Source organism: Mitsuaria sp. GD03876 (assembly GCF_029840635.1).
GTDB lineage: Bacteria > Pseudomonadota > Gammaproteobacteria > Burkholderiales > Burkholderiaceae_C > Roseateles.
In genome coordinates this window covers 1-13,503 of the sequence record NZ_JAOCCU010000027.1, presented here as the reverse complement: position 1 = coordinate 13,503, position 13,503 = coordinate 1, and the positions used below count along the sequence as shown (strand labels likewise).

The 13,503-nt window shown below is 69.8% G+C and carries 11 protein-coding genes and 1 pseudogene; 7 read left to right on the top strand and 5 right to left on the bottom strand.

What is annotated here, in order from left to right; all coding sequences use genetic code 11:
- Positions 1-15: 15 nt before the first annotated feature.
- The 4 genes from N5D62_RS17265 to N5D62_RS17250 form a co-directional block, all read right to left on the bottom strand.
- A complete protein-coding gene (locus N5D62_RS17265; RefSeq protein ID WP_279759096.1) occupies positions 16-1,959 on the bottom strand; it encodes a radical SAM protein in 1,944 nt (647 codons plus the stop codon).
- A gap of 96 nt (positions 1,960-2,055) precedes the next feature.
- Positions 2,056-2,418, bottom strand: a complete 363-nt coding sequence (locus N5D62_RS17260) for an HU family DNA-binding protein (RefSeq protein ID WP_279759095.1) — start codon at positions 2,416-2,418, stop codon at positions 2,056-2,058.
- A 191-nt stretch (positions 2,419-2,609) separates the two neighbouring features.
- The gene (locus N5D62_RS17255) at positions 2,610-3,173 is read right to left on the bottom strand and encodes a LuxR C-terminal-related transcriptional regulator (protein ID WP_279759094.1); all 564 of its coding nucleotides are present in this window, start codon (positions 3,171-3,173) and stop codon (positions 2,610-2,612) included.
- Complete coding sequence (locus N5D62_RS17250) at positions 3,170-3,577, bottom strand: PaaI family thioesterase (protein ID WP_279759093.1); 408 nt, start codon at positions 3,575-3,577, stop codon at positions 3,170-3,172. The genes N5D62_RS17255 and N5D62_RS17250 overlap by 4 nt, the downstream gene beginning before the upstream one ends.
- 179 nt (positions 3,578-3,756) lie before the next feature.
- On the opposite strand from N5D62_RS17250, the gene N5D62_RS17245 reads away from it, so the two are divergent.
- On the top strand, positions 3,757-4,458 hold the full coding sequence (locus N5D62_RS17245; protein ID WP_279759092.1) for a CoA transferase subunit A: 702 nt from the start codon (positions 3,757-3,759) through the stop codon (positions 4,456-4,458).
- Between the two features lie 10 nt (positions 4,459-4,468).
- Positions 4,469-5,107, top strand: coding sequence for a 3-oxoacid CoA-transferase subunit B (locus tag N5D62_RS17240; RefSeq protein ID WP_279759091.1), 639 nt, complete (start codon positions 4,469-4,471; stop codon positions 5,105-5,107).
- Between the two features lie 4 nt (positions 5,108-5,111).
- Here N5D62_RS17240 and N5D62_RS17235 read toward each other — a convergent pair whose 3' ends face one another.
- Entirely contained in the window at positions 5,112-5,585 is a 474-nt protein-coding gene (locus tag N5D62_RS17235; RefSeq protein WP_279759090.1) for an Lrp/AsnC family transcriptional regulator, read from the bottom strand.
- Between the two features lie 121 nt (positions 5,586-5,706).
- Here N5D62_RS17235 and N5D62_RS17230 point away from each other — a divergent pair, with 121 nt between their 5' ends.
- The 5 genes and pseudogenes from N5D62_RS17230 (at position 5,707) to N5D62_RS17210 (ending at position 12,998) form a co-directional block, all read left to right on the top strand.
- Positions 5,707-6,960 (top strand): Zn-dependent hydrolase, encoded by a 1,254-nt coding sequence (locus N5D62_RS17230; protein WP_279759089.1) that lies wholly within the window; start codon positions 5,707-5,709, stop codon positions 6,958-6,960.
- A gap of 53 nt (positions 6,961-7,013) precedes the next feature.
- Positions 7,014-8,291 (top strand): annotated as a pseudogene (locus tag N5D62_RS17225) (pyridoxal-phosphate dependent enzyme); the annotation flags it as partial.
- On the top strand, positions 8,274-9,476 hold the full coding sequence (locus N5D62_RS17220; RefSeq protein WP_279759172.1) for a M20 family metallopeptidase: 1,203 nt from the start codon (positions 8,274-8,276) through the stop codon (positions 9,474-9,476). The pseudogene N5D62_RS17225 and the gene N5D62_RS17220, both read left to right, overlap by 18 nt.
- Positions 9,477-9,876: 400 nt before the next feature.
- A complete protein-coding gene (locus N5D62_RS17215; protein WP_279759088.1) occupies positions 9,877-11,595 on the top strand; it encodes a DUF1800 domain-containing protein in 1,719 nt (572 codons plus the stop codon).
- A 14-nt stretch (positions 11,596-11,609) separates the two neighbouring features.
- Complete coding sequence (locus N5D62_RS17210; RefSeq protein ID WP_279759087.1) at positions 11,610-12,998, top strand: DUF1501 domain-containing protein; 1,389 nt, start codon at positions 11,610-11,612, stop codon at positions 12,996-12,998.
- Positions 12,999-13,503 lie beyond the last annotated feature (505 nt).

Sequence of the window (13,503 nt, the reverse complement as noted above, 5' to 3'; positions counted from 1 at the left end):
CGGCGATCCAACGCGTCAGCCGTTCAACGCCTCGGCGATGAACTGCCTCGGCACCTTCGGCTTCGGCACCCGGACGCTGAACCAGCGTCGCACGTCCTGCTCCAACCCGATGCCGTGCATGAAGTTGTAGAGCGCCTTCTTGAGCGCGTCCCCCATGGCATCGTGGTCGGTGCCGGTGGGGTCGACGAATCCCACGTCGTTCTTCGCGAACGGCGAGGGCGGCAGCGGCAGCAGTTTGACGCCGAAGGCGGCGGGGTCCTTGCCGACCGGCGAGTGCACGGTGCAGGCGAAGCGGTGGAAGAAGCCGCTCTGGATGCAGCCTTGCTCGAACAGCTGGCGGACGTATTCGAGCGCGTCGACGGTGTCCTGGACGGTCTGGGTGGGGAAGCCGTACATCAGGTAGGCGTGGACGAGGATGCCGGACTCGGTGAAGGCGCGCGTGACGCGCGCGACCTGCTCGACGGACACGCCTTTCTGCATCAGCTGGAGCAGCCGGTCGGAAGCGACCTCGAGGCCGCCGCTGATCGCGATGCAGCCGCTGTCGGCGAGCAGCTGGCAGAGCTCGGGGGTGAAGGTCTTCTCGAAGCGCACGTTGCCCCACCAACTGATGGAGACGCCGCGCTCGATGAGTTCCTGCGCGAGCGCCTTGAGCACCTTGGGCGGCGCGGCCTCGTCGACGAAGTGGAAGCCGGTCTGGCCGGTTTCCGCGACGATCGCCTCGATGCGGTCGACCAGCGTCTTGGCCGACGCCGCCTCGTAGCGCGAGATGTAGTCCAGCGTGATGTCGCAGAAGCTGCACTTCTTCCAGTAGCAGCCATGCGCGATGGTCAGCTTGTTCCAGCGGCCGTCGCTCCAGAGCCGGTTCATCGGGTTGAGCATGTCCAGCAGCGACAGGTAGTCGCGCAGCGGCAGGCCGTCCCAGGTCGGGGTGCCGACGTCCTCGAAGGGCACGTCGGGCTCGACGAAGTTGATGTAGCGGACTTGGCCGGCGAGCTCGCCCTCATCCTCGCGGACGAAGCACCGCACCAGCCGCTGCCGGCCGCGTTTCCCGCCGAGGTGCTCGAGCAGCGCCAGCAGCGGGCGCTCGCCGGCGTCCAGCGTCACGAAGTCGACGTAGTCGAACAGCCGCGGCTCGGTCAGCTCGCGCAGCTCGGTGTTGACGAAGCCGCCGCCGAACAGGATCTTGATGTGAGGCCGCTCCCGCTTGATCGTCTGGCCGATGCGCAGCGCCGCGTAGACCGCGCCGGGGAAGGGCGCCGACAGCAGCACCACGTCGGGCCGCTCGGCGTCGATCGCGGCCAGCGTCAACTCGCGCAGCAGGTCGTCGACGAGGTTGGGCGGCGCGTCCAGCGCGTCGCGCAGCGGATCGAAGGTCGGCTGGCTGGTGGCGAGCTGCTCGGCGTAGCGGACGAACTCGAAGCGCGGGTCGACCGATTCCCGCAGCACGTCGGCCAGGTCGTTCAGGTAGAGCGTGGCCAGGTGCCGCGCGCGGTCCTGCAGGCCCAGCGCGCCGAAGGCCCAGGCGAGCGGATCCTCGCCGTCATCGGACACGTAGACCTCCAGCGACTGGAAGCGCGCGCCCTCGGGCAGGAAGGCGCGGGTGTTGATGCGGTGCGCCAGCGTCGGGTCGCGGCCCTGCAGGAAGGCGATCGTCGGCGCGATCGTGGCCAGGTAGCGGTCGAAGGACTCGTCGAAATGGCGCGACGCCAGGCCGCGGTCCGGCAGCGGGATGGCCTGCACGGCGGCGCGCACGCGCTTCAGGCCGTCGCGCGAGAACAGCGCCAGCACCAGGCCCAGCGCCAGGTCGCGTTGCGCCGCGTGAAGCCCGCGTGAACGCAGGAAGCCCGTCAGGTAGGCGGTGGACGGGTAGGGCGTGTTGAGCTGCGTCATCGGCGGGATGAGCGACAGCACGCGCAGCGAGGAGGCTGCGGGCACGGCGGGCGCGGCGGCGGCGGACATGGCGGAACTGTAGGAGCAAAAAAACAAACCCGGCATGGGCCGGGTTTGTTCGGGACCGCGCGGCCGGGGCCTCGCGATCGTCGTGCCAGAAGTGGATTACTTCTTGGCGGCCTTCTTGGCGGGCTTGGCGGCGGCGGCCTTCGGGGCCTTGGCCGGCTTGGCGGCGGCCTTGCGGGCAGCGGCCTTCGGGTCCACGGCGGCCTTGAAGCCGGCGCCCGGGGTGAACTTCGGCAGCTTGGCGGCGGCGATCTTGATCTTGTCGCCGGTGCTGGGGTTCACGCCGGTGCGGGCGGCGCGCGAGTGCTGCTTGAAGGAGCCAAAGCCCGGGATGGACACGGCGCCGCCCTTTTTCACCGTGGTGACCACGGCGTCCAGCAGCGTTTCCAGGATGCGGCCGGCTTCGGCCTTGGTCAGTTCGTGCTTGGAAGCCAGGTGTTCGATCAGTTCGGTCTTGTTCATTCGTTGACTCTGCAAGTTAAGCCTCGGCACCGGCCGAGACGGCGCGTATTGTGCGCGAGAAATCGCGGACGCATCCTCGGGTTGCCCCGCAAATCACCGATGAAATCGCACATCCGGGGTCACGTCTTGCGCGATGGTCCTATCCATCGGCCCCCGCGGCGATGTTGTGGCAATTTGTCACGGGCCGATTGTCATGACACCAGCAGCCGGTGGACAAGGTCGGGCGTGCTCGCCGCGCCGTATTTCTTCATGAGGCGCGCGCGGTAGACGTCCACCGTGCGCGGGCTCACCCCGAGCTTCTTGCCGATCAGCTTGCTGGTCAGGCCCTCGATCAGCAGCGCGGCGATCTCGCGCTCGCGGGCGGTGAGGTCCGCCTTGAGCTGGCGCACCGCCGACAGGTCCTCGAAGCTCCAGATGCCGCTGGCGTGCGGGCGCGCCGGATCCAGCGCCCGGCCCGACACGTGGCACCAGAACAGCTCCCCGGCGCGCGGGCCGCCGACGCGCTTCATCACGCGCTCGTCGGCGTAATAGCCGGCGGCATCGAGGCTGGCGACGATGCGCTCGCCGGTGCGCTCGAACTCCACCGGGCTCGGGTACAGCAGCGCGAAGCTCTGGTCGATCAGCTGCTCGCGCCGCGCGCCGAAGATCTCCAGCACCAGGCGGTTGCAGTCCTTGATCAGCCGGTTCTCGGAGATCACCAGCCCGATCGGGGCCTGGTCGAAGGCGGTGCGGTAGTCCAGCGTCACGGCGGTCACAGCAGCGCGTAGGTGGTGGTGGACTGCACGGCGAGCCGGCCCTGCTCGTCGAACAGGTCGATCTGCCCGAAGGCCAGGTTCTTGCCGCGGCGCAGCAGCCGGGCCTCGATCGTGCAGGTCGCGCCGGCGACCGGGCGCAGGAAGGTCGACTGCAGCTGCACCGTCGTCATCGGGCGGAACTCGCCGAGCTCGCGCATCATCAGGAGCACCATCGCGGTGTCGGCTGCGGCCATGCTGGCCTGGCCGCACATCACGCCGCCGACGTGGACCAGCGCCGGCGCCACCGGCATCGTCAGGCGCAACAGGCCGTCCTCCGCGTGGACGGGGTCGATGCCGAGTGCGACGATCCAGGGAGCGAAGATCGTCGGGATCTGCGCGCGCAGCTCGTCCAGGGGCAGAGTCATCGGGGCTTCCTTCCGGGAGGGATCGGGTGGCGTCGAGGGATGCGGGCCGGCCGGCCCGGAACGGGCGGCGGGATGATGCTTAATCAATTCTACGTAGCGCTTACGTAATGCCTTACGTAGCAGAATGCCCGGCGGGTTGGTTCTGAATCCCCGTGAACAACGGCAGCAGGAGACATCGGATGAACAAGCTTTTCCCCAATGCCCAGGCGGCATTGGACGGCATCGTGGCGGACGGCCAGTTGCTGGCGGTCGGCGGCTTCGGCCTGTGCGGCATCCCGGAGGCGCTGATCGCGGCGCTGCGGGACAGCGGCGTCAAGGGCCTGACCGTCATCAGCAACAACGCGGGCGTGGACGGCTTCGGGCTGGGCCAGCTGCTCGAGACGCGGCAGATCAGCAAGATGATCTCGAGCTACGTCGGCGAGAACAAGGAGTTCGAGCGCCAATACCTGGCCGGCGAGCTGCAGCTCGAATTCACGCCGCAGGGCACGCTGGCGGAGAAGCTGCGCGCCGGCGGCGCGGGCATCCCGGCCTTCTTCACCCGCACCGGCGTGGGCACGATGGTGGCCGAGGGCAAGGAGCTCCGCGAGTTCGACGGCCACCAGTACGTGATGGAGCGCGCGCTGAATCCGGACGTGGCGCTGGTCAAGGCGCACATCGCCGACAAGAGCGGCAACCTGGTGTTCCGGCGCACGGCGCGCAACTTCAACCCGGCCTGCGCGATGGCCGGGAAGGTGACGGTGGTGGAGGTGGAGCAGGTCGTCGAGGTCGGCGAGCTGGATCCCGACGCCATCCATCTGCCGGGGATCTACGTGCACCGCATCGTGCACAACCCCCATCCCGAGAAGCGCATCGAGAAGCGCACCATCCGTTCCGCTGCCTGAGGAGATCGACATGCCCTGGACCCAAGACCAGATGGCGGCGCGCGCCGCGCAGGAGCTGGAGGACGGCTTCTATGTGAACCTCGGCATCGGCATTCCGACGCTGGTCGCGAACTTCGTGCCGGCGGACAAGGAAGTGTGGCTGCAGAGCGAGAACGGCATGCTTGGCATCGGCCCGTTCCCGACCGAGGAGGAGGTCGACGCGGACCTGATCAACGCGGGCAAGCAGACGGTGACGACGATCGCCGGCTCGTCGATTTTCGGCAGCCACGACAGCTTCGCGATGATCCGCGGCGGCAAGATCAACCTGAGCATCCTGGGCGCGATGCAGGTCAGCGAGCGCGGCGACCTGGCCAACTGGATGATCCCCGGCAAGATGGTCAAGGGGATGGGCGGGGCGATGGACCTCGTCGCCGGCGTGCCGCGCGTGATCGTGCTGATGGAGCACGTGGCCCGCAAGAAGGACGGCACCGAGGACCTGAAGATCATCCCGAGCTGCACCTTGCCGTTGACCGGCGTGGGCGTGGTGAACCGGATCATCACGGACCTGGCCGTCATGGACGTGACGCCGCAGGGCCTGAAGCTCGTCGAGCTGGCGCCCGAAGTCACGCGCGAGTTCGTCCAAGGCAAGACCGGCGTCACGCTGATCTGACGCCTCAACCGGGGTCGACCGGCACGCTGCTGCCGGTCTTGACCCGGTTCATCACCACCAGCGTCTTGAAGCTCTTGACGTTGTTGCTCTCGAAGAACAGCTCGCGCGTGAGCGCGACGTACTGTTCCATGTCCCGCACCAGGAAGATCAGCACGAAGTCGCAGTCTCCGGCGACGTAGTAGCACTGCTGCACCTGCGGGCAGGCGGTGAAGGCGCGCTGCATGGCGTCGAGCAGGTCGGCGCGTTCGTTCTCGACCTTGACCTCGACGACGATGGTGAGGTCGTAGCCCAGCGCTTTCGGGTTGAGCTGCGCGGTGACGCGCTCGACGACACCGTCCGCCGACAGCAGCTTGAGCCGGCGGTTCACCGCGGCGGTGGAGAGATTCGCGCGGAGCCCCAGTTCGCTTTGAGGCGTGCGGGCGTCTTCCTGGAGGGCGTCGAGCAGGACGCGGTCGTAGCCGTCGAGCGAAGCGGGCATGAAGGCATCGCCGGGCCAGCGGCGTCGAGGTGAATAACGTTCAGCAAACGGCCAGGAGATTCGAATCCGTTTGCTGAGGCGCTGAATATTATTTCTCCACCCCGACTGGTTGGAGATCCCGATGACCTCGTCCCCGCTGAGCCTGAACGCCCCGACGCTGCTGCGGCAGCTCCGCGAGTTGGGCGAGATCGGCGCGGAGCCAACGCCCGGTGGGCGTACCCGCATCGCGCTGACTGACGCCGACCGGGCCGGTCGCGACCAGTTGGTGCAGTGGATCTCGGCGCTGGATCTTGAATTGCGGATCGACCGCATCGGCAACGTCTTCGGCATCCTGCCGGCGGCGACCGAGGCAGGACGGCGACGGCCGCTGATGATCGGCTCGCACATCGACACCGTGCGCAACGCCGGTGCGCTCGATGGCTGCTACGGCGTGCTGGCCGGACTCGCCGTCGCGCGGGCCTATCGCGACGCGGGGCGGTTGCCGGAGCGCTCGATCGTCGTCGCCGCGTTCACGAACGAGGAGGGCGTCCGCTACCAGCCCGACATGATGGGCTCGCTGGTGCATGCGGGCGGGCTGTCGCTGGACGAGGCGCTCGATGCCGTCGGCATCGACGGCACGCGGCTGGGCGACGAGCTCGAGCGCATCGGCTACGCCGGCGACCTCACGCCCGGCGAGATCGTGCCCGCCGAGTACCTGGAGCTCCACATCGAGCAGGGACCGGTGCTCGAGGCCGAGGACCTGGATATCGGCGTCGTCGAGAGCCTGCAAGGCATTTCCTGGCAGCGGATCACCGTGACCGGCACCGCGAATCACGCGGGCACGACGCCGACGCGATTGCGCCACGACGCGGGTTACGTGGCCGCGGCGGTGATGGCGTTCCTGCGCGAGCAGGTCGTCGCCGCCGCGCCGGACACGACGCTCGCGACGACCGGTTCCCTGCGGCTGGAGCCGGACCTGATCAACGTGATTCCGCGCAAGGCCGTGTTCACCGTGGATCTGCGCGATCCCGACGAGCATCGCCTGCGCGAGGCGGAGCAGCGGCTGGCGGAATTCCTCGCGGCGATCGCGACACGCGAAGGCGTGTCGATCGCGACCGAGCGCCTCGCCCGGTTCGAGCCGGTGAGCTTCGACGCGTCGCTGGTCGACGAGATCGAGGCCGCCGCGACGCGTCGCGGCCTGAGCCATCGCCGGATGACCTCGGGCGCCGGCCACGACGCGCAGATGATCGCCCGCGTCGCGCCCGCGGCCATGATCTTCGTGCCCAGCCGCGGCGGCGTCAGCCACAACCCCCGCGAGCACACCGATGACGCGCAGTTGATCCAGGGCGCCGAGGTGCTGCTCGACGTCGTGCAGCGACGGCTCGCCTTGCCCTGACCCTCCCCGCCCATCGCCCCGAACGCCTCGTTCTTCCTTCTCCAGGAACCGCCATGCACTTCGCCAATCCGCGCGCCGTCCGCGCGCCGTACCCGGACGACCTCCGCGCGATCATGAACATCGACCGTGCGCAGGAAAGCCGCCGCTGGCTCGCGGCCTGGCCCGGCGTGAACCCCGGCCCGACGCCGTTGCGGGAGCTGCCCGACCTGGCGGAGCGCCTCGGCATCGCGCGGCTCGCCGTCAAGGACGAATCGACGCGCTCGTCGCTGGGCAGCTTCAAGGCGCTCGGCGCGCCGGTGGCGCTGGTGCGGGAGATGCTCCGGCGCCATCCGGGCCTGGACCCGGTCGAGCTGCTCGCCGGCCGCCATGCCGATCGCCTGCGGCACGAGACCGTCATCAGCGCCACCGACGGGAACCACGGACGCGGGCTCGCGGCGGCGGCGCGGGACATCGGCTGCCGCTGCGTGATCGTGCTGCACGCCCATGTCAGCCCGGAGCGCGAGTCCGCGATCGCCGCGCTCGGCGCGGAGATCGTGCGCATCGCCGGCAACTACGACGACTCGGTCGCGGAGGCGGCGCGGCTGGCTTCGGCCAACGGCTGGCAGGTGATCTCCGACACCTCGTATGACGACTACGAGGACATCCCGCGCGACGTGATGCAAGGCTACGGGACGATCGCGGCGGAGTTGCTGGAGCAGGCGGGACGCGCATGGACTGTCACGTCGGATGGCCCATCGAACGGCGCATCGAAGGGCGCATCGACTGGGCCATCGGATGACCCATCGAACGAGGGCTTCGGCTTTACCCACGTCCTGTTGCAAGGCGGGGTCGGCGGCCTGGCCGCCGGCCTGGTCAGCGTGCTGTGGGAGCGCCTGGGCGCGTCGCGTCCGCGCTTCATCGTCGTCGAGCCGCGCGAGGCCGACTGCCTGCTGCAGAGCGCGATCCAGGGCCGGCCCGCGGCGGCCACCGGCCGGGTCGACTCGGTGATGGCGGGCCTGGCCTGCGGCGAGACCTCGCCGCTCGCGTGGCGCTTCCTGGCCACGAGCGTCGACGATTTCCTGCTCGTCGAGGACGACGACGCGGTGCGGGCCATGCGCCGCCTGGCGGCCGGCAGCGACCGCGACATCCCGATCGTCACCGGCGAATCGGGCGTCGCCGGCCTCGCTGCCCTGGAGCGCCTGCGCGCCGACCCCGCGCTGTGGCGGGCAGCGGCACTCGACGCGACATCGCGGGTGCTGCTCATCAACACCGAAGGCGCGACCGCGCGATCGGTCTACCGCGAACTGGTGGGCGAATCCGCCGACGCCGTGCTGCTGCGCCAGCACGCCTGGCTTGCCGCGAAGGCCCCCGCCGACGAAACCGCGCTCACCGGCGACTGGGTCCGCTGGCGTCACGACTTCCACCGCTTCCCCGAAACCGGCTTCAACGAACGCCGCACCTCCGACCGCGTCGCCGAACTGCTGAGCGCGATGGGCCTCGAAGTCCACCGCGGCATCGGCGGCACCGGCGTCGTCGCCAACCTGCGCGTCGGCTCAAGCCCCCGCGTCATCGGCCTGCGCGCCGACATGGACGCCCTGGCGATGGCCGAGACCGCCCCCGACCGTCCCCATGTCTCGCTCAACGCCAACTGCATGCACGGTTGCGGCCACGACGGCCACATGGCGATGCTGCTCGGCGCGGCCCAACTGCTCACCCGGCGCCGCGACTTCGACGGCACCGTGCGCTTCGTCTTCCAACCCGCCGAGGAACACGGCCGCGGCGCCGCGGCCATGCTCGCCGACGGCCTCCTCGATCGCTTCCCGATGGACGAGATCTACGGCGTCCACAACCTGCCCGGCATGCCCGCCGGCCACATCGCGACACGCCCCGGCGGGATCATGGCCAGCGAAGACAACTTCACCATCCGCATCACCGGCCGCGGCGGCCACGCGGCACGCCCCCACATGGCCGTCGACCCCTTGGTCATCGGCGCCGAAATCGTCCTCGCCCTCCAGACCATCGTCGCGCGCTCCGTCGACCCGGGCCAGTCCGCCGTCGTGTCCTGCACCGAATTCATCACCGACGGCATCCGCAACGCCATCCCCACCGAAGTCACCATCAAGGGCGATACCCGCAGCGATACCCCCGCCGTCCAAGCCCTGCTCGAAACCCGCATGCGCGCGCTCTGCGACGGCATCTGCCACGCCCACGGCGCCACCTGCCAGGTCGACTACACCCACGAATTCGCGCCCACCGTGAACTGGCCCGCCTGCGTCGAAACCGCCGTCGAAGCCGCCCGCCGCGTGGTCGGACCCTCCCAGGTCACCGCCGACACCCCACCTTTGATGATCTCGGAAGACTTCGGACGCTTCCTCGCCACCCTGCCCGGCGCGTTCGTGTTCATCGGGAACGGAGACGCCGATTCACCCGGCAGCGTTCCGCTCCACAACGCGCGCTACGACTTCAACGACACCATCCTGCCGGTCGGGGCACGGTACTTCGCCGAAGTCGTGCGGGTGAAACTCGGCAACGGTTGAGGCCTGCGCCCGAAGCCGGTGACGCCGGTACCCCCCTCCGCTCAATCTCCTCCGCACGCTCGGAATTCGCTCCGGGGGGTACCGGCGCCTCCGGCTTCTCCCAACCACGGACTGCCTGGACGAACCCCCGCCGCTCAATCTCCTCCGCACACTCGGAATTCGCTCCGGGGGTACCGGCGCCCCCGGCTTCTCCCGATTGCGGACTGCCTGGGGCGGCGGGGCGGGGGGGCTCGGTGTCAGGTCTTTTGCTGGCGTGTATCCGAGTTGGATAAGTTCCGCGCGTGCAGAAATCACGCCGCAACAGCCTGTTGCCGCACCTTGCACCTGTTGTACGAATGACGGTGTATTGGCGCCCCGCCCTCGCCACCATCCCGCATCCGCCGCTTCGACCGATGCCGAGATGACTGCCGCCGTTCATACCCCCTTCGCGCCGAACGACGACGACCGCGTCGTCGATGACTCCACCACCTCCACCTCGACGCCAGCGGCACTCGCCGCCATCGCCGCGGCCGCCCTGCTCGCCGCCTGCGGCGGCGGAGGCGGCGGCAGCGATTCGGCGGCCGGGCCGGACAGCACCCCCCAGAACACCACGCCGCCCACCGACGCCGAAGCCGCCCGCTTCCTCGGCCAGGCCGGCTTCGCCGCCACCGCCACCGACCTGGCCGCCGTCAAGGCCTCCGGCTACGCGGCCTGGCTCGACCAGCAGTTCGCCGCACCCCGCACGCAGAGCCACTTCGACTGGCTCACCGCCAAGGGCTACGCCGCGGAGAGCTTCCGCAACAGCCTCTCCGGCGTCGACGCGACGCTGTGGCGCAAGCTGCTCAGCTCGCCCGACCAGCTCCGCCAGCGCGTCGTGCTGGCGCTGTCGGAAATCTTCGTCGTCTCGATGAACGGCCTGCCGGTGAGCTGGCCCGGCATGGCCACCGCCGGCTACGTCGACATGCTCGAGGAACGCTGCTTCGGCAGCTTCCGCGCGCTGCTCGAGGGCGTGACGCTGTCCCCCGCCATGGGCGTCTACCTGGCCATGCGCGGCAACCGCAAGGAAGACACCCGCACCGGCCGCCAGCCCGACGAGAACTACGCCCGCGAGGTGATGCAGCTGTTCACCATCGGGCTGAACCAGCTCAACCCCGACGGCTCGGCCAAGACCACCAATGGCAAGCCGGTCGAGACCTACACCCTGCAGCAGATCACCGACCTGGCGCGCGTGTTCACCGGCTGGGACTTCGACATCGACTCCGCCGACGTCAACGGCGCCGACTCCAGCTACATGAAGCGGCCGATGAAGCACAACGCCAGCCGCTTCTCGACCGGCGCGAAGAAGGTGCTCGACGTCGCCATCCCCGACACCGCCGACGGCCCCACCGCGATGAAGACCGCGCTGGACACGCTGGCCGCGCACCCCAACGTCGGCCCGTTCATCGGCCGCCAGCTGATCCAGCGCCTGGTCGCCTCCAACCCCAGCCCCGCCTACGTGCAGCGCGTGGCGGCGGTGTTCGACAACAACGGCAAGGGCGAACGCGGCGACCTGCGCGCCGTGATCCGCGCCATCCTGCTCGACGGCGAAGCCCGCCAGGTGCCCACCGCGCCCGGCGCCGGCAAGCTGCGCGAACCGATCCAGCGCCTGGTCCAGTGGGCCCGCACCGTCGGCATGAGCTCGCCCGGCGACCTCTGGGCCGTCGGCGACACCAGCAACCCGGCCTCGCGCCTGGGCCAGAGCCCGATGCGCAGCGGCTCGGTCTTCAACTTCTTCCGGCCGGGCTACGTGCCGCCGAGTTCGCAGCTGGGCACCAACGGCGTGACCGCGCCCGAATTCCAGCTCTGCAACGAGAGCACGGTCGCCGGTTACCTGAACTTCATGCAGGGCCTGATCGGCAACGGCATCGGCGACATGAAGGCGGACTACACCGCCGACCTCGCGCTGGCCGCCGACGCGCCGGCGCTGGTCAAGCGCATGGCCCTGCTGATGGGCGGCGGCACCGTGTCCGACGCCACGGTGAACACCATCGCCACCGCGGTGGCGACGATCAAGTCGGACACCGACGCCAACAAGCTCAATCGCGTCAAGGCGGCCTGGCTGATGGTGCTGGCCGCCCCCGACTACCAAGTGCAGAAGTGAGCGGAGCGCCCCCCATGACCCACATCTCCAAGCTGGCGTCGCTGCGCCGCCGCGAATTCCTCAAGCGCGCCTCGGCCGTGTCCGTGGCCGGCGCCGCCGCGCCCTGGGCGCTGCAGCTCGCCACGATCGGCGAAGCCGCCGCCGCGGCCGCCCCCGGCGACTACAAGGCCATCGTCTGCCTGTTCATGTACGGCGGCAACGACTACGGCAACACCGTCGTGCCCTACGACGCCGCCAGCTACCAGGCCTACGCCACCATCCGCCAGGCGCTGGCGACGCCGCGCGAGCAGCTCGCCGCGACGGCGCTGACGCCGTCCGCCGCGCTGCCCGACGGCCGCCAGATGGCGCTGGCGCCGACGATGACCCGGCTCAAGCCGGTGTTCGACGCCGGCCGGCTGGCGGTGATGCTCAACATCGGCCCGCTGATCCAGCCCACGACGCTGGCGCAGTACAAGGCCGGCAACGTGCCGCTGCCGCCCAAGCTGTTCTCGCACAACGACCAGTCCAGCCTCTGGCAGTCGTCCAAGCCCGAAGGCGCCACCACCGGGTGGGGCGGCCGCGTGGCCGACCAGTTCCTCTCCAGCAACGGCAACGCGACCTTCAGTTGCATCAACGTGTCCGGCAACGCCGTGTTCATGTCGGGCGGCCAGGCGGTGCAGTACCAGGTGAGCACCGGCGGCGCCGTCGCCGTCAACGGCGCGACCCGCGCGCTGTTCGGCTCCAACGCCTGCGCCGAGGCGCTCAAGGGCCTGATCACCGGCGACCGCCAGCACTGGATGGAGCAGGAGCTCAACCGCGTCACCGCGCGCTCGATCAACGCCCAGGGCATCGTGAGCACCGCGCTGGCCAACACGACGCTGCAGACGCCGTTCGAGACCAACGGCCTGGCCGCCCAGCTGCAGCTCGTCGCCCGGCTGATCGGCTCCCGCGCCGCGCTCGGCGCGCAACGGCAGGTGTACTTCGTCTCGGTCGGCGGCTTCGACCTGCACGACAACCTGATGGCGCAGCACCCGGGCCTGCTCGGCACGGTCGCCAACGCGATGGCCAGCTTCGACGCGGCGCTCGGCGAACTGGGCATCGCGCAGAACGTGACCACCTTCACCGCCTCGGACTTCGGCCGCACGCTGAGCTCCAACGGCGATGGCTCCGACCACGGCTGGGGCAGCCACCACCTGGTGATGGGCGGCGCGGTCAAGGGTGGCCGCTTCTACGGCCAGCTGCCGTCGGTCAGCGTCAACGGCCCCGACGACGTCGGCCAGGGCCGCCTGCTGCCGACCACCTCGGTCGACCAACTGGCCGCGACGCTGGCGCTGTGGATGGGCGTGTCGCCCACCGACCTGCCGACGGTGCTGCCGGGGATCGTGAACTTCAACCAGAAAGACCTCGGGCTCTTCGCGGCCTGAATCCCGGACCGGTCGCCGGGACTGGCCGGTTTGTACCGGCCAATTACAGCCGCGACCGCGGCGCCGAGCGGCGGCGCGGTACGGCTGTCGAATGAACGAGGACGCGTTGGGAGCGCCGCGTGAGAAGTCGCACGCGGCGTCGACGAGAGCCGGAGGAAATACCGGCCGATCGACGCGAAGGCCGATGATCACGGGCCAAACGGCCCGGTGTCGAGGTCGAAAGGCACGGTAACCGAATGCGTTTCCGAGCCTTTCCGCTGTTGCGGTTGCGATGCTGATTTCGCGGGCGGGACTCCCTAGAGTGCCGGGCGTCAGCAGTACCGACACCGCCCGCCATGTTCCGATTTCCCTGGTCTTCCGCCGCCGTGACGGCAGCCGCCGCGGCCCTCAGCGCCTGTGGCGGCGGGGGAGGCGACAGCGCCCCGGCTTCCGCCACGCCCTCCGGCGCCTCGCCGGGGTCCGACGGGTCGTCGGGCGCCGCCCCGGCGCCGACGCCTGCGCCCGC